Below are 22913 nucleotides of genomic sequence, written 5' to 3'. Positions count from 1 at the left end.
GGATCTTGATGAACATTGCTGTAATCACAGGTGTTTCGAAAGGGCTCGGTGAGTCTATTGCCGAGAAAATGATGGAAAGAGGCACACACATCATTGGAGTGTCCCGTTCGGATAATAAAAACTTAGAAAAACGAGCTGAAGAGAATGGAGTGACGTATAAGCATTATGCGTGTGACTTGTCTTCTAAAGAGGAGCTAGAAACGGTCTTCTCTTCGATTGTAGAAGATGTGAAAGATCAAGCTCCTGAGAAAGTCTACGTCGTAAACAATGCAGGAGTAGTTGAACCTATTGATCGTGTAGGGTCTCTAGATCCTGATCAGGTCATCAAACACGTTCACATCAATTTAATTGCACCCATGTTAGTAACCAACTTGGTTGTGGAACAATTAGCAACCATTGATGTGGATATCATAAATGTTACCTCTGGCGCCGCTAACCGGCCTGTATATGGCTGGAGCACATATGGTGGCACCAAAGCAGGTCTGAATTACTTTACGGAAACAACTGCGTTTGAACAAAAAGAGCGGGGCATGAAGCACAGAACAGTTGCCTTTAGCCCTGGCGTCATGGATACAGATATGCAGGCTGATATTCGCTCTTCTTCGGAAGAAGCATTTGCTGATGTGGAAAAGTTTAAAGCGTTAAAAGAAGAAGGTAAACTTCGATCAACTTCTGTTGTTGCAGGTGGCCTTATGAAATTACTTGATGAAGGCTTTGAAAGTGGAGAAGTTTATCGTGTAGACCAGTTATTAGACTAAATGAGGTGAAATGATCGTGCAGTTAGAAGGATGGTTTGAGAAGGGGATGCGTCCCCAAGAATATGTAACCGCAATGGAGAAACATCAAGAAAACTTTATGAATGTGTATCAATCCTACCAATTACCAGATGATCAACAATTTTTTGATGATCTTAAAGTTAAACAGCTCCGCGTTATCGTGCTGACAGAAGACTGGTGTGGAGATGCGATGATGAACATCCCAATTCTATTAAAACTCTCAGAAGCATCCCGCATGGATGTTCGTTTCTTAAAGAGGGATGAGAATCCAGAGCTTATGGATCAATACCTAACAAACGGTTCCTCTCGTTCTATTCCTATCTTCATCTTTATGAATGAAGATGGGGAAGAAGAAGCGGTATGGGGACCCCGTGCTCCAAAAATCCAAGAGGTTGTGGATGAGGCCCGCGAGAATATGCCTGACAAGGATCACCCGAGTTTTGAAGAGAAGCAGAAGGAAATGATTCTTTTCCTCACAAAAGCGTATCGGGAGAATGAAGAGTTCTGGCAGGAAGTATACGCAAGCTTAAAGGAAACTTTATCCTCATTAGAAATAAAGACAAAATGATGATTCATATAGACTAAAAGCCCTGAGTTTATTATACTCAGGGCTTTTTTTGCTTGAAGACTTTTCGAAAACCTCTTTAAAGAGGTGATAATGAATCGTTCTCTATAACATATTGTAGCGGGTTTTCGTCTGAGCAGCTTGATAAATACGAGGCACTCTTTTACCAATTGAACACGTAATTTCATAGTGAATGGTTCCTGTTAATTCAGCTATTTCATCTGCTGTTGGAAGGCCTTTGTTTCCATCTCCGAATACAGTTACTTCATCATCAGGTAACACTTTTCCGGTGCCAGTCACATCGATCATCGTTTGATCCATGCATATACTCCCCACAATTGGAACTAGATGGCGATGAACAGACATCGTTCCTTGATTGGAAAGAAGTCTTGGAAGTCCATCTGCATATCCAATAGGCAGCGTGGCAACAGACGAGGGCCTCTCTGTTTTGAACGTGAGCCCATAACTAATGGGTGTACCGGCTTCTAGTTTGTTCACAGCTGCTACTTTTGTCTTCAGTGTCATAACCGGTGTAAGATCGATCCATTCTTTTAGATGGGGGGAGGGATAGAATCCGTATAAGCTAACTCCAACCCGAACCATATTTAAATGCATCTTTCTATGGGCAATCGTTGTAGCGCTATTTGCGCAATGTTTAATCGGAATATAGATCTCATTTTCTTCAATGTGGTCGACAATGGTTTGAAAATGTTCAAATTGCATGTATGTATAAGTTGGGTCCTCATTATCGGCATCTGCAAAATGAGTAAAGATTCCTTCAAGTTCTACTAAAGGAGATTGATCAATAGCCTTTGCAAGTTGAAGAGCTTCTGTTGATGTAGAAACCCCTATGCGGTTCATACCAGAGTTTATTTTTATATGAACTTTAGGTGTCTTGTTCATTCGTTTTGCCGCTGATTCGACTTGGGTGAGTATGTCTTGAGTAAAGATTGTGATCGTTAAATCGTGTATGACAGCCGCTTCAATGGACCGGGGCGGAGTATAGCCTAATAGTAGGATCGGTTTATGGATGCCAGCTTTTCTAAGCTCAATCCCTTCGTCAACGAAAGCAACCCCAAGCCAGTCTGCTCCGGCATCGATAGCGTTCTGAGCAATTTCTACAGCTCCGTGTCCATAACCATCCGCTTTTACAACAGCCATTAAGCGGCAAGCTGGATTTGTGTGGTTTTTAAATGCGTGTACGTTGTGAGAAAGGGCATCCAGTGAAATATCTGCCCAAGTGTCTCTGTAACTGTGTGGATTAATCATAGGATCACCAATCTTTCTTAGTTGAAGTAATTATGTTGTTTAGGCCATAAAAAGAGGATGCCTACTTGTGGCATCCACAGCTTTATGCATGGAACCGGTGCCCTTCATAGAAAGGCACCGGTTACTAGACTTTATTAGTTTGTAAAAAAGACAGCATTTAATGCTTCATGAGCTGGTGTATACGCATATCCAAGGTCCTTGGCAACAGCTTCATAAGTGACGTGTCCATTTGCTGTATTTAAGCCTTTCTGTAAAGCCTGGTTGTCTTCAATCGCTTTCGTAACACCTTTGTTAGCAATCTGAAGAGCATATGGAATTGTTACGTTCGTTAAGGCGATTGTAGAAGTACGCGGAACAGCTCCTGGCATATTCGCAACTGCATAATGTACAACGCCGTGCTTCACGTACGTAGGATCATCGTGCGTTGTAATATGATCTACTGTTTCAATAATACCACCCTGGTCAATGGCTACGTCAACTAGGACAGCACCTTGTTTCATTTCTTTTACCATATCCTCTGTAACAAGTTTCGGTGCTTTCGCTCCTGGAATTAGAACAGCTCCGATAACTAGATCTGATTCTTTCACAGCTTCAGCGATGTTTAGAGGATTTGACATCATTGTGTTAATTTCATTTCCAAAGATATCATCAAGCTGGCGCAGACGCTCAGGGCTAAGGTCGATCATCGTGACGTCAGCACCAAGTCCAACCGCAATCTTAGCTGCGTTTGTACCTACAACACCACCGCCTATGATGGTAACTTTCCCGCGCTTTACTCCTGGTACGCCTCCAAGAAGAACGCCAAGGCCACCTTTTGGTTTTTCAAGGAACTGAGCACCGATTTGAGCTGACATGCGTCCAGCTACTTCACTCATTGGGGTTAGGAGTGGTAGTGTGCGGTTTGTTTCAACCGTTTCATATGCAAGAGAAATGACTCCTTTTTCAGTTAATGCTTGTGCTAACTCTGGCTCGGCTGCAAGGTGCAGATACGTAAATAAGATCAAGCCTTCGCGGAAGTAGCCATATTCAGAAGGGAGTGGTTCTTTTACCTTCATCACCATTTCTTTCTCCCATGCTTCAGCTGCTGCACTTACAATGGTCGCTCCGGCATCTTTGTAGTCCTGGTCTTCGAAACCGCTTCCAATTCCGGCAGTCGTTTCAACAAATACATGATGACCTGCATTTACAAGATTTAAAACCCCGGCCGGTGTAATCGCAACCCGATTTTCGTTATTTTTTATCTCTTTTGGAATCCCGATGAACAATTCCCTCATCCCCTTTGTTTGTAATCGATTTTGTACTTCCGATTATAGAGGGGGGATGAACGAAATGCATTGTGTAAAACAGAAAAAGTCAGAATCATCTTTTGTAGAAATCAACAAGACCCTTATTGTTTCAAGCGTTCAATCATTAAATCCAGGTAAAGCGTAATTTTTTGGTTCGGATCTTTAAAATTAAATCCTGTCAGATTCGTAACTCGCTTCAATCGATAGTTCAGTGTGTTGGCGTGAACGTGCAAGTGCTTAGCTGCTTCATTCACGTTACTATCGCACCGCAAGAATTCGCTAACGGTTTCAAGTAAGTCTGTGCGATGCTTCTGATCATAGTCGCGAAGGGTTTCAATGTATTGATTGGTGTAATGATCACGGATGCGCTTTTCGTATAAGAAATCTATAAATTGATAGATCCCGAGCTCCTGATAGCTGTAAATGCCTTCAACTTCATTAGGGAAGCGGTCCTTTATGGATAGGACGTGTAGCGCTTCTTTATAGCTGTCTTGGATATGGACAGGGTTTTTGTACAACGTACCCGCAGCTCCTTTTAGGAACTCTACATTCACTCTGTCTTGTATTTTCTCTACAAAGGCACGAACAAAATCATGAATTTCTTTCCCAGGTGCCTCATTCGAATGTGGGCGAACGAGAAGGATCAGTTGATTCGAGTCAATCGCGCTGCATACGATTCCGACTTGTCTCGAAGCCTCAATATAGTAGTGGATGTGTCGTTCGAGTGACTGATGGATATCTTCTTCAAACTCAAAAACGACAATCGCTAAAGAACCGTCTAATTGGATATGATATTTGCGTGCCTGGCTTTGTATCGTTTCAAGGTCAGTCAAGTGCTCCGTCAGTAGTTGCCAGAAGAATTCTTTATGATCTTCTTCTGATTTTCGCTTTTTAATTTGAAGTTGTAGCATTTGGTTTTTAACTACTTTGGCAGCTTTTTTAAAGAGGTCGAGATCTTCTTCGGTTACATCCCAGTGCACCTGAGCCCAGATAAACCCAAGAATTTCGTTGTTTTTTCGTACGGATATGGCTACGCGTTTCCCTAACCCAACTTCTTCAATAGCTGGAATGATAACAGGCTCTTCGCTTTCAAATAATTGAGGTATGACTCCGTTTTTCCATAACGTTTTAATAACGTTCTCTGGAACTTTTCTTCTCATAATCGTTGCAATCCTGGCTGGGTCAACGTTCTCATCGTGAGTACTATACGCCAATATGCGGTGGTTAGAATCTTCTATTGTAACTGGACAATGCAACAGATCGCTAATACGATCGGCCAGTTCTTCTAATGAGCGAAATGGTCCTTTAAATGGATCTTGGCTCCCGTAATGTGTTCCCAAGGCAACCTCACCTTCTTTCTGTTTAAGCTCTGTATCTAATATTTAGTTAAAATAAGGCCGTTACGTTTGATGAATGCTTGGGGTGTCTGGGGAATGGCTCGCTTTCCGCGGCCCCACACGACGTGGGGTCGTTCGACGTAGTCACAGGATGTGACGGTCTTAGTCGAACTTCCTCAATCTTTTAACAGCCTCCTCGGGGAAACCGCCCTGCGGGGTCTCGTCGACCTCTTTCTCCCGCAGGAGTCTCCCCATTCCCCAGACACCCCTGGCTATATTTGTATAACGGCCCAGCTGCTTGAGCATAGCAGAGAATACACAACTCTGGTCTACATACGATAATGATTTAGTAAATAAGAAAGTCTCCCTGGTACATTTTAAGGTACATCCTTATGGAAAATCTATAAGAATTTGTGGTATTTCCTAAAGCTTACTCAATCCGATTGTTGTTTTCAACAATTGAAAGCGCTTAAAATTTTATGATTTCACAAATACCTCTTCAAAATTGAATGATAGAGTATATAATGGGAGAATGTTAACACCCAAAACTCACAAAAGGATACATCGAGAGCAGGGGGTAAATGATGTTAGACGTATTAAATCAAATCAACGATGTACTATGGGGAACGCCTAGCTTAATTCTCTTATTTGGGACAGGTTTATTCCTGACGATTATGTTAAGAGGGTTACAGTTTAGGAAGCTAATGTATGCATTTAAACTGGCTTTTACGAAAGAAGAAAAGTCAGAATCTTCATCTGATGCTGAAGGGGACATCAGCAACTTCAAGACGCTCATGACGGCTTTGTCGGCTACAATTGGGAACGGGAATATTGCCGGTGTAGCTACCGCTTTAACGCTTGGAGGCCCTGGGGCTATTTTTTGGATGTGGATTGTAGGACTACTAGGGATGGCAACAAAATATGCAGAGGCCCTGCTTGCTATGAAGTACCGGGTGAAGAATGAGAACGGAGAATATTCCGGAGGTCCTATGTATTATGTAGAACGGGGTCTCGGGAAGAAATGGAAAGGACTTGCGATTGCATTTGCTTTCTTTGGTGCTTTCGCAGCCTTAGGAATTGGGAATAGTGTTCAATCCAATACCATATCAGATGTAATGGATGAGAGTTTTCATATAAATGGTTGGGTAACAGGAGCTGTTCTGGCCGTATTAACAGGTCTGATTATTTTTGGTGGTATTCAGAGAATTAGTACGGTTGCTGGGTTCTTTGTTCCGGTTATGGCCTTTCTTTACATAGGTGGGTCCTTACTAATTATTATCATGAATTATGAAGCGATCGTGCCTGCGTTTGAGATGATCTTCAACTACGCATTTAGCCCTGTATCAGCAGCTGGAGGTTTTGCTGGAGTTGTTGTTATGGAAGCGGTCCGAAGCGGGGTTTCACGCGGGATCTTCTCTAATGAAGCGGGTCTTGGTACTGCTGCTTTGATTGCCGGAAACGCAAAGACAGATCATCCGGTTAAACAGGCGTTAGTAGCTATGACGGGAACCTTTATCGTAACGATTATTGTTTGTACAATGACGGGTCTTGTGCTTATTATGACAGGATTTTGGGACCCTTCTGGTGGCGCTATTTCGGGCGTAGAGCATGCTGCAAATCTAGATGGCGGTGCGTTAACAAGTGCAGCCTTTGGGCATGCCTTAGGAGCGATAGGAGAGTACATTGTAGCTTTCTCAGTTATCTTCTTTGGCTTCTCTACAATTGTTGGCTGGTACATGTACGGAGAGAAATGTTTCGAATACTTACTAGGCTTACGTTACATTATTCCGTACCGTTTCATTTATATTACAGCTACCTTTATGGGCGCTGTGATGAAACTTGATCTTGTGTGGGCATTTGCCAATATGGCCAATGCGCTTATGATGATTCCAAACTTAATCGCTTTATTGCTTCTATATAAAGTAATCGTGAGGGAAACGAATTCATACTTTAATGACTATTTGCATAAGAATCGCAACGCTTACCGAAAAGCAAGCTAGTCATGCGGAATAGGGTCCATTAAAGTTCCTTTAAAACAGTTTGATAAAAAATAACCTGCCGCTTTGGCAGGTTATTTTTTATGTCATTTTTTCGTGCCATAAACCAAGAATCATAAATAATGAGAAACCAAAACTATTAACGAATCCGTGTACAAATACCATAAGAGGAATATCGAGTATTGATCTATCACTTATGTGACCATATCCATACAGGAAAGCAAAGCTCATGGATATAAAAAGGGAAAAGAAAGCGATTATGAAAAAAACTTTGGCCTTAGGAATCTTTACGTTTGGTACGATGAAAACCAGACTTAAGAGTGCAAACAGAGCTATGGGTACCACAAATTCAATCACCGACAAAAATTCAATAAGAGGAGACACAGGAGACAATGTAATCCCTATGGCTACAAAGATTGGACCCACGAGTAAAAAGCCTCCCAGGGCGTTATAAACTCTTCTCACCAAGGGTTGCTTAGAACGAATCAACCTTCCGATTAAACCAAACGATATAATTGTAATAAATGCTGCATAGTGAAAGTGGATAGACGTCAATAAGATGAGAATATCTTGAAAATGTAGAATGTCTATATTTAACCTATGTAACGAAAGCCAACCTCCCCCGATGACGATATAGATCATACCAGCATGGATAAGAAGTTCTTGCATCGATTTCCATGCCTTTGTTTTAAAAAGGGAAACAAGTCCGTAAATTGTAATGAATGCCGTGAATCCAAACCAAGGAAGTGATAGGATAAAAGATAAATAGCCCCTTTCTAGCAAAAAACTAATACACGCCAATACAAAGCTAATCGGATGAATATTTAGCAAGGTGCGGTAAAGGTTTGTATGCTCCGTTTTAGCAAGCGCAAGCATCAAAGGGATAAGCGTTCCGTAAGCAAAGACAAGTAATAGTTGTACATATTGTTCCGTATGGATACTGGTAAGAGACATCTGTAAGACTATGAAAACAATAAAAATTATAAAGCCAAATAGAGACCGTTTTTTCTCTATCATAGGATCACCTCATGTAAATCTTAAACGAAAAGTCACTATGGGAAAAGAAGAGAGGGAGAGAGGTTGAACATATTAATTAGTGGAGGCACAGGATTCATTGGTAGTCATGTTGTCGATCATTTCGAACGGAAGGGACACAAACTGTTTATCCTTACACGTGGAAGTACAAGGAAAGTGGGAGAAAGAGAATACATACAATGGCTTAGTGACCAAAAAAACGAAATCAACTATTTGTCTAATCAAAAAGTAGACGTCGTTATTAACTTAGCAGGGGATCCGATCGAACAAGGTCGATGGTCAAGCGAGAAGAAAGAGAGAATTCTATACAGTCGTATAAACGCAACAAAGCGAATGATAGAAATTGTGAACCACCTTGATGAGAAGCCTGAGGTCTTCATTCAAGGCTCAGCGATCGGCTATTATGGCTACTCAGAGAACGAAAAGTTCACAGACCGAAGTCTATCATTAATTAATAGTTTTCCGAGTGAAGTGTGTGATGTTTGGGAAAACACTCTTCATCACTTAAATCACCCTGATATTCGAAAGGTTATTGCACGTATTGGGATCGTTCTTCACCCGCGTGAGGGGGCGTTGTCAAAGCTTCTCATTCCTTACCGCTTATGGGCTGGGGGGAAGGTTGCTTCTGGAAGTCAGTATGTTTCCTGGATTCATTTTGAGGACCTTGTTCGTACTATTGATTATTTAATTGATGATCACACAATCTCAGGACCTATAAATTTAACTTCTCCCAATCCTGTTACTATGGATGAGTTGGGGCGCACAATCGCTTCTGTGATCAGTAGACCCTACTGGTTTCCTTTAACAGAATGGATGTTAAAGGTTGCTTTAGGAGAAAAAAGCATTATTTTAATGGAGGGAAGCAAGGTCCTTCCAGAACGCCTCCTACAATCTACTTTTTCCTTTAAATACCCCACAGCAAGGAAAGCGCTATCAAATCTTCTGGAATAATTTTTGATCCTGCTAGAAAGCTTTGGTATCAAGGGTTCAAGGCTTACTGGAGGAGAAGGCAGGGAGCTCGACATAATTCGATGTGGTGGTACAATTAGAAACGCTGTGGTAAATTATGAATAATGTAATTCTTAAAATGTAGACAAAGGTATGTGAAACAGTATGAGTAGTTATTCACCGTATTGGATGTTCCAAAAAAACGAATGGGCGAAGCTTCGTGCTAATGTACCGATGACCCTGTCTCCCATACAAATTGAAAATGTAAAAGGAATTAATGAAAAGCTTGATATAGAAGAAGTCTCAAATGTCTATCTTCCATTAAGTAGATTGCTCAATTTATATACGAAAGCTTCTCATGAGCTTCATTCGGTAACAGACCGTTTCATGGGGCAAAAGACGAAACAGGTTCCGTTTATTATTGGAGTCGCGGGGAGTGTCGCTGTCGGAAAAAGTACGATCTCAAGGATTATGCGTGAACTGCTCTCTGAGTGGGATGAACATCCTAGTGTAGAGATCTTAACTACAGATGGCTTCTTATACCCGAATGAAGTATTAGAAGAAAAGGGGATCATGAATCGGAAAGGGTTCCCTGAGAGTTATGATATAAAGAAATTGATAGACGTTTTGGCAGATTTGAAATCAGGTCGACCTGACATAGAAGCACCTGTTTATTCCCATTTAACGTATAATATCTTACCAGATGAAGTTCAAGTACTAGACCAGCCGGATATTGTCATAGTGGAAGGAGTAAATGTATTGCAAACTCCTAAAACGCGAGGTGCAGATCCTGGTACATACGTTTCTGATTTCTTTGACTTTAGTATCTACGTTGATGCAAATGAAGATGATTTATTGAAATGGTATACAGAGCGTTTTATGAAGCTCAGAGATACTGCCTTTCAAGATGAGCGTTCTTATTTCCATAATTACTCTGGTTTATCTAATGATGAAGCGATTGCCATGGCAGAAGATATTTGGCGAAGGATTAACTTAAGGAATCTTCATGAAAATATTCAGCCGACACGTAATAGAGCGGACCTTATTCTGCATAAAGATCGTGATCATTTAATTGATTCGATTATGCTTAGGAAGGCATGATTTTATAAGAAGGTGCAAAATCGTTTGGGCGATTTTGCGCTTTTTTTTGTGGTGGGGGCGTTGTGTTGATGAGAGCGGTGAGGGTCCGTTACCGTATGTGGGCTAGGGCTGGCTGGGGGACAACTCGCTTTCCTGCGGAGAGCTGGCAAGCCTCCTCGATCGCTATCGCTCTCTGTGGGGTCTTGCCGAGGCTCTTTATCCCGCGGGAGTCTCGCAGTCCCCCAGCCAGCCCTTGTGTTATGTAGGAGAACGGACTGAGTATATACATTATCTAGAAATCTAATCCCGACAAATAAAAAAGCCCAAAGCTGATATCAACTTTGGGCTTGTGCTTCTTTATAGGAAGGGGGTTAGTCTAAGATTGTTACGTCTACTGATTTGCGGCCCCAGTTTAGGGCTTCTGATTGGGATGGGATGAAGACGTCGATTCTGTTTCCTTGGATGTCGCCACCGATGTCTCCTGCTACTGCTTTTCCGTATCCTTCTACATAAACTTCAGTGCCTAGTGGAATTACGTTAGGGTCAACTGCGATTACTTTGCGATCTGGGTTTTCAAGAAGATTGATGCCTGTTCTTGTGATACCAGAGCAGCCCGTGCAGTTTGCTGTATATGCTGTTGATTCCATTGTAATCGTTTTTTGTTCTTGTTGCTGTGTTTGAACTTGTTTTTCTTCTGTTTTAGGTTCAGTAGGTTGTGTGCTTGCAACTGTTGATTTTTCTTTTGTTGCTACGTTTGATCCATTTACGTTCAGGGTATCGCCTGAATAAATCATAGTTGAGCTTAAGTTATTCCATTGTTTTAGCTCATACACACTTACATTATATTGTTGACCGATGGCGAAAAGTGTATCGCCAGGTTGGATTGTATACACATTACTGTCTGTTGTTGCTTGAGCAACTTTAGTGTCTCCGTTGCGGTTCACTGTTAGCTTTTGGTTCGGGAAGATTAAGTTAGATGTTAGGTTATTTTGTTGTTTTATTTGTTCAACGGACACATCGTAATCCTGAGAGATTCCCCATAATGTGTCGCCGCTCTTGACGTCTACTTCTTCTGCGCTTGCTGTGATCACTGTTGTTGTAGAAATCGTTGCTACAGCAGCTAGGGATAGAAATAGTTTTTTCATTTTGTTGACCTCCTAGGAATTACAATAGCCATGAGCTGTTGAAATTCACAATGTTATTGAGTAACGAATTAACTCTATGGACTACTATAACAAGCTCAGTGGAAAACCCCAACAACAGAATGACAACAATGTGATTGCAATTCTAACAAGGAGATTACATAGATTTTACAATGGCGGGAAAATAGAGAAAAGGACCCTATTAGAGGATCTTTTTTTTTATTTTTCTGCATTTGGAGCTCAGGGAATGTTTCCTTTGTTGCTAATAGAGGATAAGGTGGTTCGGGAAATATGGGTGCGATCGCATATAAAAAAGCCCAAAACTACATTTAGCTTTGGGCTTGTATCATTTCTTTATATGGAATTAATTTAAGATTGTTACGTCTACTGTTTTACGGCCCCAGTTTAGAGCTTCTGAGCGAGATGGGATGAAGACGTCAATTTTGTTTCCTTTGATGGCTCCGCCTGTATCACCAGCAATAGCTCTTCCGTATCCTTCTACATAGACTTCAGTGCCTAGTGGAATTACGTTAGGGTCAACTGCGATGACTTTCATATCTGGGTTTTGAATAAGGTTAATCCCTGTTCTTGTGATGCCAGAGCAACCTGTGCAGTATGCTGTATAGGCTGTTGATTCCATTGTGATAGTCTTCTGTTCTTTTTGTTGTGTCTGAACTTGTTTTTCTTGTGTTTTAGGTTGTGATGGCTGTGTGCTCGCAACAGTTGCTTTTTTCTTCGTTGCTACGTTTCCGCCATTCACATTTAGGGTATTACCAGAATAGATCATACTTGAGCTTAAATTATTCCATTGCATTAATTCATTAACACTTACATTATATTGCTGACCAATGCCCCAAAGTGTATCGCCAGGTTTAATCGTGTAAACGCTGCTGTTCGATGGTGCCGTTGTTTTTTGAGCAACTTGACTGTCTGTGTTGCGGGTCACTGTTAGGTTTTGGTTCGGGAAAATTAGGTTGGATGTTAAGTTATTCAGTTGTTTGATTTGTTCAACGGACACATCGTAATCCTGAGAGATTCCCCATAGCGTGTCGCCGCGCTTCACGACTACTTCTTCTGCGCTTGCTGTGATTGCCGTTGTTGTCGAAATCGTTGCTACAGCCGCCAGGGATAGAAATAGTTTTTTCATTTTGTTGACCTCCTAGGAATTACAATAGCCATGAGCTGTTGAAATTCGCATTTTATTGAGTAACGACTTAACTCTATGGACTACTATACCAAGCTAATCGCAAAAGCCCAACAACAGAACGGCAACAAATTGATTGCAATTCTAACAAGCATGTTACATACATTTTACAATGACGGAAAAATAGAGAAAAGGACCCTTTTAAAAGGGTCCTTTTTAGTATCTAACGAATTATTTTTGTCCTGTTTTTGCTTTTACGAACTCAACAACGTCTTCAGCTGTATCCATAGAAAGAATTTCTTCTTTGTAAGAAGTCATTTCTTCCTGGGACAAGCTTAAGATCTGTGTACGAGCTGGAAGGATAGATGTTGCGCTCATGGAGAACTCATCTAATCCTAGTCCTAGAAGGATAGGGATTGCAATCTCATCTCCTGCCATTTCGCCACACATGCCAGCCCATTTACCTTCAGCGTGAGCTGCTTCAATAACGTTATTAATTAGGTTAAGGATCGCAGGATTGTATGGTTGGTAAAGGTATGAAACGCGTTCGTTCATACGATCCGCTGCCATTGTGTATTGGATCAGGTCGTTTGTACCAATACTGAAGAAGTCCACTTCTTTAGCGAACTGTTTAGCGATAACAGCCGTTGCTGGAATTTCTACCATCATACCAACTTCGATTGCTTCAGATACTTCTGTACCTTCGTTTTGAAGCTTTTCTTTCTCTTCAAGAAGGATCGCTTTCGCTTGGCGGAATTCTCCTAGCGTTGCAATCATTGGGAACATGATTTTTAAGTTGCCGTAGACGCTCGCGCGAAGAAGGGCGCGTAGCTGAGTACGGAAGATATCGTCACGCTCTAGGCATAAACGGATTGCACGGAATCCAAGGAATGGGTTCATTTCATCAGGAAGATCCAAGTAGTCTAACTCTTTGTCTCCACCGATATCAAGTGTACGAACAACAACCGGTTTATCAGAACCTACGCCTTCAAGTACTGCTTTGTAGGCTTCAAACTGTTCTTCTTCTGTTGGTAGCTGGTTTTTACCCATGTATAAGAACTCAGTACGGTAAAGTCCAACTCCTTCACCACCGTTGTTTATAATGCCATCCACATCGTCTGGAGTACCGATGTTTGCTACAAGCTCAACGTGCTTATCGTCAGCTGTTACAGTAGGCTCATCTTTAAGCTTCGCCCATTCTTGTTTCTTTTCTTCGTACTGAGCTTGCTTTCCTTTGTACTCTTCAATCTGCTCATCCGTAGGGTGAACGATTACTTCACCAGAAATACCATCAACGATGACCATATCGTCTTTATTAATTGTTGCTGTTACTTCTTTCGTTCCTACAACAGCAGGAATCTCAAGAGAACGAGCCATGATGGCAGAGTGAGACGTACGACCACCGATGTCAGTCGTGAAACCTTTAACGAACTGCTTATTTAACTGAGCTGTATCAGAAGGTGTTAAATCTTCAGCGATAATAACAACTTCTTCATCAATAAGAGCAGGGTCTGGGAACGTTACGTTTAATAAGTGTGCCATAACACGCTTCGTTACGTCCTGAATATCCGCTGCACGTTCGCGCATGTATTCGTTGTCCATATTTTTAAACAGGTCAATGAACATGTTAGCTGTCTCATTAAGAGCCGCTTCTGCGTTCACGTTTTCTGTTTTAATCTTATCTTCGATTGGTTGGATCAGTTCAGGGTCACTAAGAACAAGAAGGTGAGCAGAGAAGATCTCAGCTTTTTCTTCGCCTAATGTTTTAAGGGCATGATCCTTAATTTTCTCAAGTTCATTTTTAGATGTCGCAAGAGCGGATTGGAAACGTTCCACTTCTTGTTCAGGGCTTTCAATCTCTTTCTTCTCAAAAGAAAGATCTGGTGCTTCCATGCGGTAAGCTTTTGCAATTGCAATACCGTTAGAAGCGGCAATACCTTTAATGCTCGTCATGAATTATTCCCCCAGGTTTTCTTTTTTCATTGAGTCAACAACGCCATTTAAAGCTTCTTCTTCGTCCGTTCCTTCTGCTGTTATTTTAACTTCAGCTCCAGATGGGATGCCTAAAGACATAATGCCCATGATGGATTTAAGGTTAACGGATTTACCATTGTACTCTAAGTTAACGTCAGCTTTATATTGACCAGCCGTCTGGACTAGAACAGTGGCAGGGCGTGCGTGGACGCCATCTTCTGATGTAATCGTCATAGTTTGTTCAACCATACAGTTACCTCCTGATCTTTTTCTAAAAATTTTTATATGAACACATTACTCTACTTTACCCTTTTTGCACAGGTTTTTTCAAGACACCAGCGATAATTGCTGTAACAATTGCACCAATTAATACGGCGGCGATGTATAAAACAGCACCCAGAAGGGCATTTCCGGTTTCTCCACCTGTTTTAACAGCTCCGGTTAGGATCACAATAATTCCGCCGTGAGGGGCAAGAAGATTCAAGTTAAATAGGTAAACAAGTCCACCAGTAATGGTAGAACCAATTACAGAAGCTGGAATGACACGTCCAGGGTCAGCTGCCGCGAAAGGAATAACTCCCTCTGTAATGAACGTCGCGCCCATTGCATATGCTGTTTTACCTGTTTCACGTTCTTGCGCTGTAAATTTGTTTCTAAAGAATGTTGTTGCTAAAGCAAGACCTAATGGTGGAACCATACCGCCTGCCATTGCCGCTGCAATTGGCATTGTGTTTCCGGCATCAAGCATAGCAATACCGAATGTATAAGCTGCTTTGTTTACAGGGCCGCCCATATCGACTGCCATCATACCACCAATAATTAAACCTACAACAATACCGAATGAACCAAGGCTATCTAATCCATCTCGTAATGCAGTGTAAATGGATACAAGGAACGGGTTCACAAGTAACATAATGATACCTGTAGAGAACAGGCCAAGTACCGGATAAAGAAGGACAGGCTTTAATCCGTCTAATACGTCTGGTAATACCTTCAAACCTTTTTGAATCAATAACATTAAATAACCAGCTAAGAAACCAGCAAGTAGACCACCTAAGAAGCCAGAACCGCCATCAGCAGCCCCTGTCGTTGTTGCAATCAAACCACCAACCATACCAGGAGCAAGTCCGGGACGACCGGCAATACTTTGAGCAATGAAACCAGCAAGTACTGGTACTAGTAGGTAAAAGGCTTTGCCGCCACCAATAATGCTTAGCATTTCAGCAAAACGGTTGTACTGATCACTGTCTGGGTTAGCAGCGTTAATTCCGAATAAGAAGGATAAAGCAATTAATATACCGCCACCGACTACGAATGGAAGCATGTTGGAAACACCGTTCATTAAGTGCTTATAAATACCTGTTTTCTCTCCGCTTCCTTCGCCATCTTCGCTTGAGGATTGTCCGCTTCCTTGATACTCAGGGGCGTCTCCTTCTTTAGCTTTCGTGATTAGTTCTTTTGGTTCGTGAATCCCTTTTGCTACTGGGACCATCACAACTGGTTTCCCTTTAAAGCGATTTGTTTCAACTTCGATATCAGCAGCAACAATGATGCCGCTAGCGCGTTCGATATCCTCTTTCGTTAAGGCGTTCTTCACACCACTTGAACCGTTTGTTTCGACCTTAATTTTAACGCCCATTTCTTTAGCTGTTTCTTTAAGCTTATCCGCAGCCATGTACGTATGTGCAATTCCTGTTGGGCAGGCAGTTACAGCGATAACATAAGGCTCTTCATCTGAAGAATCATCGTTATTCTCGTTTTCGTTTGCTGCTTGTTCAGCTTCTTCTTCGTCACTATTTGCTTTTTCTTTAGCGTCGATTAGTTCTACGATCTCATCTCTTGTTTCAGCGTTTAAAAGCTTTTGACGAAATTCAGTATCCATTAATAAGGATGAAAGACTAGAAAGTGTTTCGAGGTGAGCCTGGTTTGCTCCTTCAGAAGCAGCAATCATAAAGAATAAGTGTGTTGGCTGCCCGTCAAGTGACTCGTAGTCAGCGCCTTCTTGTGAACGAGCAAATGCGATTGCAGGTTCTTTAACTGCCGCTGTTTTGGCGTGAGGTATCGCTACACCTTCGCCTATGCCTGTTGTACTCTGTTCTTCACGAGCTAATATGGCTTGTTTAAATTCTTCCTTGTCATTTAATCGGCCAGCTTCATCTAGTTTAGAAACTAGCTCATCAATGACATCAGCTTTCGAACTTGATTCAAGCTCTAAAATCATTGTGTCTTGTTTTAACAAGTCTGTAATTTTCACGTTGATGCCCTCCCCTTAGTTTAAATCCTCAATCGTAATCTCTTTTCTAAGTTCTTCTACAAAATCACGAGTAGCTAAGTCGTCACTAAATGCCGTTGCACTTCCGCAAGCCACACCATTTGCGAATGCTTCTGTTAAGTTATTTGTTTTTACGTAACCAGCTATAAATCCTGATACAACGGAATCACCTGCTCCGACGGAATTCTTCACTTCACCTTTTGGAACGTTTGCGTAATAGGCGTGGTCTTTATTAACTAGAATTGCGCCATCTCCGCCCATTGAAACAATGACATTGGTAGCGCCCTTAGTAACTAACTGCTTGGCAAAGGTGATCGCTTTGAATGGAGAGTCAATTGTAGTATCAAATAATTCTCCTAATTCATGATGGTTAGGCTTAAGTAAGAAAGTAGGTGTCCCAACCAGCTCTTCTAACGCCTTTCCAGAAGTATCAGCTATAAAGTGAGCTCCTCGCTCTGCGCAACGCTTAGCCATTTCATTATAGAAGTTCGCAGGTATCGTTTTAGGGATACTTCCTGCTACAACTAAATAGTCGTCTTGTTCTAATTTGTTGACTTGGTCTAATAGTTGTTGCTGCTGTTCCTCAGTAATAGAAGGCCCGGGTCCATTAATTTCAGATTCTTGGCTTGACTTTAATTTCACATTAATGCGTGTATATTGATCTGTATCAATAAATTGATGTTGGACTTTTTCTGACTCAAGGAAATTTTGAATGAATTGGCCAGTAAAGCCACCAATAAATCCTAATGCGGTGTTAGAAACATCCAATCGTTTTAATACCCGTGATACATTGATGCCTTTCCCGCCTGGGTAGTAGTAAGTCGTATTGGCACGGTTTAAATCTCCTTCATTGAACTCATCTACATGCATGATGTAGTCAATGGAAGGGTTTAAAGTGACTGTATAAATCATGATGACACAACCTTTACGTTTGTTTTCTCTAGATAAGGTGATAATCGGTCTGGATCATTCTCATTTGTGATTAGAGTTGCATCCTGTAGGGGAGCAATGCTTGAAAAAGATAGCTCGTTTAATTTAGATGCATCCCCGAGAACAAAAGCTTCTTGCGAAAGAGTTAAAACCGTTTGCTTAACAAGTGCCTCTTCTGGGTCAGGCGTGGTATACCCGTGAGAAGGATGAACCCCGTTTACTCCGAGAAAGCACTTATCAAACCTGTATTGTTGTAGGCTATGAGTAGCGCCTCGTCCGATCAATGCTCTCGTTTTATGTTTTACAAAACCGCCAGTTAAATACGTGGGTACCTGATTTTCAGTTAGATCTTCAAGCAAGGTAACTCCATTTGTTACAACGGTAAGATTACGTCCCTTTAAATAGGGTATCATTTGGTATGTCGTTGTTCCGGCGTCTAAAAATATGCAATCTCCATCTCGTATGAGGGAAGCGGCTTCCTTAGCGATTGCCACCTTTTCATTTAGATTTTGAGCTGCTTTCTCTCGTATGCTTAACTCTTCACTCGTCTGATGTAAACAAGAGGCACCACCGTGAACTCGTTTTAGCTTGTTGGCCTTTTCAAGTTGACTTAAATCACGACGGATGGTTGATTCTGAAGCTCCTGTTTCATTAACAAGATCTTGAATTTTAACCGTCTGGTAACGCTCAAGTTGTTCTAATATGATTTCATGTCGTGTTGGTGTAAGCATAATGTAGACCTCCGAGCTAATGTAAAATGAATTCCTACTATTAATATAAAGGAAGCCCTTTCATAAATGCAATCAAAAACATTCAAAACCAATCAAAATATATCAAAAACGATCATAACCTTCAATGAAAAAAATTCCCACACACAATAGATCGTCGACTTTAGTGAGATAAAGGGTGTCTGACACCCTTTACCTCGCTAAAGTAAAGCTGTTAATAAAAGGTTGCCGTTGAAGGGGTTTTGTGCTACATTATCCTTAGGTATTAGAGCGTTTTAGGAGGTGGATCAGATGTACACGGTAACATTGGTATTACTTGCGATTGATGCTATAGCCATGATCGTATTAGTTCTTCTTCAATCAGGTAAAAGCGCTGGTCTTTCAGGAGCGATTTCTGGAGGGGCTGAACAATTATTTGGTAAGCAAAAAGCACGCGGTGTCGATGCTTTTATGCATAAAGCAACAATTGTAACGGCTGTTCTTTTCTTTGTTCTTACATTTTTACTTGGGTATATTCTTAATCAATAAGCAACGGGATCTCCCGTTGCTTATTTTTTTTGCTTGATAGGGGGGAGATGGTTGGATTGATTAAAGAGCTCTGGGGATGACTAAAGGCGTGTGCGGAGTGACGAAAGCAGCTGTTGGAGTTATGAAAGTGGTGCTCGAATTGACTAAAGAGCTCTCGGAGTGACGAAAGAGGCTCTCGAATTGACTAAAGAGCTGTCGGAGTGACGAAAGAGGCTCTCGAACTGACGAAAGAGTCTTTCGAATTGACGAAAGTGGCTCTCGAATTGACGAAAGAAGCGCTCGAACTGACGAAAGAGGCTCTCGAATTGACGAAAGAGGCTCCCGAACTGACGAAAGAGGCTCTCGAACTGACTAAAGCAGCTCCCGAACTGACGAAAGGGGCTCTCGAATTGACGAAAGAAGCTCTCGAATTGACGAAAGAGGCTCTCAAATTAACGAAACCAGCTCCCGAATTAACTAAAGAGGATCACAAATAACGAAAGTCCCAAACATAATGATGTATCAAAAGAGTCTAAGTCTTACATAATTTTGATTACGAGAGTTGGTTTTTTAGGAAAATTTTAAGGGAATTGACTTTTAGGCTTCCCCGGCATATGGACTTTGTTTATGCTAAATGATTGATTTCGTGATACCATGAAATCATTCTCATTCCCACTAACTATTTCCTCTGTTGAATTAGTGCAACGGGTAAAACTAATCATACTACAACATGAGCTAGAAGGAGCTGTCTTGAAAGATGCAAATCAAACTACCAGAACCATTTACGTTTGAAGCGGGAAATCGTGCGGTATTGTTACTACATGGATTTACAGGCCACTCTGCGGATGTACGCATGCTTGGTCGTTTTTTAGAAAAGAAAGGGTACACCACCCATGCACCGATCTACAAAGGGCATGGTCAGCCACCGGAAGAGTTAGTCAAAACGACTCCGGAAGACTGGTGGAAGAGTGCAAAAGAAGGTTTCCAACACCTTAAAGACCTTGGCTACGAGGAGATTGCAATCGCTGGACTATCTCTTGGAGGTGTGCTTGGTCTTAAATTGACGTACACGAATCAAGTAAAAGGTATTACCACGATGTGTACACCAATGTTCTTTGATAATGAAGAACAACTGACGAAGAGCTTTAAGCAATTCGTAAAAGAGTTTAAACAGTTAGAGAAAAAATCAGAAGAAACAATTGAACAAGAAATGAACGAGTTACTAGAAGATTCCACGCAAACATTCAATGAACTAGGCAAGTTAATTAAAGAAGTACACGATGAAGTGGATACGATTTATGCACCGACATTAGTGATTCAGGCTGAACAAGACGAGGTCATTAACACGGAGAGTGCCAATTATATTTATGAGCAGGTAGAAGCTGATCATAAGGATATTAAATGGTATAAAGAGTCTGGACACGCAATCACGTTAGGGCAAGAGCGTGACCAACTTCACGAAGATATTTACAACTTCTTAGAATCACTTGATTGGACAGTGGAATAATAGATAACACGAATAAGAATAAGGATTCGAGAAGGACGGTGGATATAATGAGTGACCAGTTAAAGAAACAGGTACTCGAATACTTCCATGAACATGACTCAAAGCCTTTATCCGTAGAGGAGATTGAAGAGTTAATCGAGCATGGAAGTGCAGAAGATTTTACAACATTAATGAAAGCTTTAAACCAATTAGAAGAAGAAGGCGAACTCGTACGAACACGCAAAAATCGTTACGGGCTTCCTGAAAAAATGAATTTGATTCGCGGTAAGATTCAGATGCATGCGAAAGGGTTTGCCTTTTTAATTCCTGATGAAGATGACAAGGATGATGTATACATTCACCATTCTGATCTTCAATCTGCAATGAATAATGACCGTGTTTTAGTACGAGTGGATTCAAGAGGCGAAGAAGGCAAGCGTCCAGAAGGAATTGTCATTCGTATTTTAGAAAGAAGTACACAGGAAATCGTTGGTACTTACGATGATAATGGCTACTTTGGATTCGTTATTGCAGATGACAAGCGAATTCCTAATGATATCTTTGTTCCAAAGACTGCTAACAATGGAGCGGTTGATGGGCATAAAGTTATTGTACGCTTAACAAAGTATCCTGAAGGTCGAATGAGTGCAGAAGGAGAAGTTATCCAGATTCTTGGGCATAAAAATGATCCGGGAATTGATATTTTAGCGATCATTCATAAACACGGCATTCAGTCAGACTTCCCGGAAGAAGTGATTGAACAAGCTACAAATACGCCGGATGAGATTGATCCCTCAGAAATTAAGAATCGTCGTGATCTTCGTGATGAACAAATTGTTACCATTGATGGGGCAGATGCAAAAGACTTAGATGATGCTATTTCTTGTCGCAAGCTTGATAATGGGAACTATCATCTGGGAGTTCACATTGCGGATGTAAGTTACTACGTTGAAGAAGGTTCTCCAATTGATAAAGAAGCTCGTGATCGAGGCACAAGTACGTACCTTGTTGACCGAGTAATTCCGATGATACCTCATCGCTTATCAAATGGCATTTGTTCTTTAAATCCGCAGGTAGATCGCTTAACTCTTTCATGTGAGATGGAGATTGACTCTAATGGTGAAGTTGTAAACCATGAGATCTTCCAAAGTGTGATTAAAACGGATGAGCGTATGACATATGCTGACGTGAAAAGCATTTTGGTTGATGATGATGAAGAACTGAAAGAACGCTATGAGCCACTCGTTCCGATGTTTAAAGATATGGAAAACTTAGCATCAATCTTACGTAGCAAACGTTTAGAGCGCGGTGCGATTGACTTTGACTTTAAAGAAGCGAAAGTTCTAGTGGACGATGAAGGAAAAGCAGAAGATGTTGTTCTGCGTGAGCGTTCTGTAGCTGAACGATTAATTGAAGAGTTTATGCTAGCAGCAAACGAAACCGTTGACGAGCACTTTCACTGGATGGATGTACCGTTCATTCACCGTGTACACGAAGAGCCGGATGAGTCTAAGCTACAGCACTTCTTTGAGTTTATCACTAACTTTGGTTACAACGTTAAAGGTGTTTCGAATGATGTTCATCCAAAAGCGCTACAGAATCTTCTTGAATCGGTAAAAGGCACCCAAGAAGACATGGTAATTTCAAAACTAATGCTTCGCTCTATGCAGCAAGCTCGTTACGATGAGAACAATTTAGGCCACTTTGGGTTATCGACACCATTCTATACCCACTTCACATCTCCAATCCGTCGTTATCCGGACTTAATTGTTCACCGCTTAATTCGTACGTATATTATCGAAGGTAAGCTGGATCAACAGACACGTAAACACTGGAAAGAAGAAATTCCAGAGATTGCTCGTCACTCTTCTGATCGCGAGCGTCGCTCCGTTGATGCGGAACGTGAGACAGATGATCTTAAGAAAGCAGAGTTCATGCAGGATAAGATCGGTGAAGAGTTTGAAGGTGTCGTAAGTTCTGTAACTGGATTTGGATTGTTCGTTGAGTTGCCAAACACAGTAGAAGGACTTGTACACGTCAGCTATCTAACGGATGATTATTACCACTTTGATGAGCGCTCTTATGCGATGATCGGAGAGCGTACTGGTAAGGTATTCCGCATTGGTGATGAAGTGACCGTTCGAGTCGAGAAAGTGGATCTTGATGAACGTGTGGTTGACTTTGAACTTGTAGGGATGAAACCTCCTGAAAAGAATCGTTCTTCTCGCCCAGATCGCCCGAAAGTGATTCATGCGAAACGAACGGATAAGCCAAACGGTCCTAAGAAGCAAAAGCGTCAAGGCGAAGGCCGTGGTCAAAGTGATAAGAAGGGATCCAAAGGAAAAAAAGGGAATAAGCCTTTTTACCAAAACAAAGGAGTCCCAAACGGTAAGAAAAAGAGTAAGAAGCGCGGAAAATAAATAAAAAAACAGGTAAC

20 protein-coding genes are annotated in these 22913 nt (G+C 41.5%); 9 read left to right on the top strand and 11 right to left on the bottom strand.

The window, feature by feature from the left end:
* Nucleotides 1–8: 8 nt before the first annotated feature.
* Together IEW76_RS06815 and IEW76_RS06810 are read left to right on the top strand one after the other, a co-directional pair.
* Nucleotides 9–758: a (S)-benzoin forming benzil reductase gene (locus IEW76_RS06815; RefSeq protein ID WP_188652146.1), complete on the top strand. Its 750-nt coding sequence runs from the start codon at nucleotides 9–11 to the stop codon at nucleotides 756–758.
* A gap of 10 nt (nucleotides 759–768) precedes the next feature.
* The gene (locus IEW76_RS06810) at nucleotides 769–1344 is read left to right on the top strand and encodes a thioredoxin family protein (RefSeq protein WP_308422055.1); all 576 of its coding nucleotides are present in this window, start codon (nucleotides 769–771) and stop codon (nucleotides 1342–1344) included.
* 102 nt (nucleotides 1345–1446) lie between these two features.
* On the opposite strand, the gene alr is transcribed toward IEW76_RS06810, so the two are convergent.
* The 3 genes from alr to IEW76_RS06795 form a co-directional block, all read right to left on the bottom strand.
* A complete protein-coding gene (gene alr, locus IEW76_RS06805; RefSeq protein ID WP_308422054.1) occupies nucleotides 1447–2610 on the bottom strand; it encodes an alanine racemase in 1164 nt (387 codons plus the stop codon).
* Between the two features lie 134 nt (nucleotides 2611–2744).
* Complete coding sequence (gene ald / locus IEW76_RS06800; protein ID WP_188652142.1) at nucleotides 2745–3875, bottom strand: alanine dehydrogenase; 1131 nt, start codon at nucleotides 3873–3875, stop codon at nucleotides 2745–2747.
* A 122-nt stretch (nucleotides 3876–3997) separates the two neighbouring features.
* Complete coding sequence (locus IEW76_RS06795; RefSeq protein WP_188652139.1) at nucleotides 3998–5236, bottom strand: PucR family transcriptional regulator; 1239 nt, start codon at nucleotides 5234–5236, stop codon at nucleotides 3998–4000.
* Nucleotides 5237–5817: 581 nt separating this feature from the next.
* On the opposite strand from IEW76_RS06795, the gene IEW76_RS06790 reads away from it, so the two are divergent.
* Nucleotides 5818–7233 carry an alanine/glycine:cation symporter family protein gene (locus IEW76_RS06790; protein ID WP_373285954.1) on the top strand — a complete coding sequence of 472 codons (1416 nt, stop codon included), beginning with the start codon at nucleotides 5818–5820 and terminating at the stop codon, nucleotides 7231–7233.
* Between the two features lie 78 nt (nucleotides 7234–7311).
* Here IEW76_RS06790 and IEW76_RS06785 read toward each other — a convergent pair whose 3' ends face one another.
* Nucleotides 7312–8247: a YndJ family protein gene (locus tag IEW76_RS06785; RefSeq protein ID WP_188652135.1), complete on the bottom strand. Its 936-nt coding sequence runs from the start codon at nucleotides 8245–8247 to the stop codon at nucleotides 7312–7314.
* A 63-nt stretch (nucleotides 8248–8310) separates the two neighbouring features.
* Between IEW76_RS06785 and IEW76_RS06780 the strand changes: the two genes are divergently transcribed.
* Both IEW76_RS06780 and coaA read left to right on the top strand, forming a co-directional pair.
* On the top strand, nucleotides 8311–9216 hold the full coding sequence (locus IEW76_RS06780; protein ID WP_188652133.1) for a TIGR01777 family oxidoreductase: 906 nt from the start codon (nucleotides 8311–8313) through the stop codon (nucleotides 9214–9216).
* 162 nt (nucleotides 9217–9378) lie between these two features.
* On the top strand, nucleotides 9379–10314 hold the full coding sequence (coaA, locus tag IEW76_RS06775; protein WP_188652130.1) for a type I pantothenate kinase: 936 nt from the start codon (nucleotides 9379–9381) through the stop codon (nucleotides 10312–10314).
* Nucleotides 10315–10664: 350 nt separating this feature from the next.
* On the opposite strand, the gene IEW76_RS06770 is transcribed toward coaA, so the two are convergent.
* The 7 genes from IEW76_RS06770 to IEW76_RS06740 all read right to left on the bottom strand — a co-directional run bounded on the left by IEW76_RS06770 (nucleotide 10665) and on the right by IEW76_RS06740 (nucleotide 18486).
* The gene (locus IEW76_RS06770) at nucleotides 10665–11438 is read right to left on the bottom strand and encodes a LysM peptidoglycan-binding and 3D domain-containing protein (protein ID WP_188652128.1); all 774 of its coding nucleotides are present in this window, start codon (nucleotides 11436–11438) and stop codon (nucleotides 10665–10667) included.
* 361 nt (nucleotides 11439–11799) lie between these two features.
* On the bottom strand, nucleotides 11800–12582 hold the full coding sequence (locus tag IEW76_RS06765) for a LysM peptidoglycan-binding and 3D domain-containing protein (protein ID WP_188652126.1): 783 nt from the start codon (nucleotides 12580–12582) through the stop codon (nucleotides 11800–11802).
* A 228-nt stretch (nucleotides 12583–12810) separates the two neighbouring features.
* Complete coding sequence (ptsP, locus tag IEW76_RS06760) at nucleotides 12811–14532, bottom strand: phosphoenolpyruvate--protein phosphotransferase (RefSeq protein WP_188652124.1); 1722 nt, start codon at nucleotides 14530–14532, stop codon at nucleotides 12811–12813.
* A 3-nt stretch (nucleotides 14533–14535) separates the two neighbouring features.
* On the bottom strand, nucleotides 14536–14802 hold the full coding sequence (locus IEW76_RS06755; RefSeq protein WP_188652122.1) for a phosphocarrier protein HPr: 267 nt from the start codon (nucleotides 14800–14802) through the stop codon (nucleotides 14536–14538).
* Nucleotides 14803–14857: 55 nt separating this feature from the next.
* Complete coding sequence (locus tag IEW76_RS06750; protein WP_188652120.1) at nucleotides 14858–16807, bottom strand: PTS fructose transporter subunit IIABC; 1950 nt, start codon at nucleotides 16805–16807, stop codon at nucleotides 14858–14860.
* A 15-nt stretch (nucleotides 16808–16822) separates the two neighbouring features.
* Nucleotides 16823–17737 (bottom strand): 1-phosphofructokinase, encoded by a 915-nt coding sequence (pfkB, locus tag IEW76_RS06745; protein WP_188652118.1) that lies wholly within the window; start codon nucleotides 17735–17737, stop codon nucleotides 16823–16825.
* Entirely contained in the window at nucleotides 17734–18486 is a 753-nt protein-coding gene (locus IEW76_RS06740; protein WP_188652116.1) for a DeoR/GlpR family DNA-binding transcription regulator, read from the bottom strand. The genes pfkB and IEW76_RS06740 overlap by 4 nt, the downstream gene beginning before the upstream one ends.
* Nucleotides 18487–18774: 288 nt before the next feature.
* On the opposite strand from IEW76_RS06740, the gene secG reads away from it, so the two are divergent.
* The 4 genes from secG to rnr all read left to right on the top strand — a co-directional run bounded on the left by secG (nucleotide 18775) and on the right by rnr (nucleotide 22896).
* Nucleotides 18775–19011, top strand: coding sequence for a preprotein translocase subunit SecG (secG, locus tag IEW76_RS06735; protein ID WP_188652114.1), 237 nt, complete (start codon nucleotides 18775–18777; stop codon nucleotides 19009–19011).
* A gap of 200 nt (nucleotides 19012–19211) precedes the next feature.
* Entirely contained in the window at nucleotides 19212–19487 is a 276-nt protein-coding gene (locus IEW76_RS06730; protein ID WP_188652112.1) for a hypothetical protein, read from the top strand.
* A 260-nt stretch (nucleotides 19488–19747) separates the two neighbouring features.
* The gene (locus IEW76_RS06725; RefSeq protein ID WP_188652110.1) at nucleotides 19748–20497 is read left to right on the top strand and encodes an alpha/beta hydrolase; all 750 of its coding nucleotides are present in this window, start codon (nucleotides 19748–19750) and stop codon (nucleotides 20495–20497) included.
* Nucleotides 20498–20544: 47 nt separating this feature from the next.
* Complete coding sequence (gene rnr / locus IEW76_RS06720) at nucleotides 20545–22896, top strand: ribonuclease R (RefSeq protein ID WP_188652108.1); 2352 nt, start codon at nucleotides 20545–20547, stop codon at nucleotides 22894–22896.
* The last annotated feature ends 17 nt before the right edge of the window (nucleotides 22897–22913 follow it).

The organism is Pontibacillus salipaludis (assembly GCF_014642405.1).
Taxonomy (GTDB): Bacteria; Bacillota; Bacilli; order Bacillales; family BH030062; genus Pontibacillus; species Pontibacillus salipaludis.
Note: the sequence above shows the minus strand (reverse complement) of the source record. Positions and strands in the feature narration are given on the sequence as shown.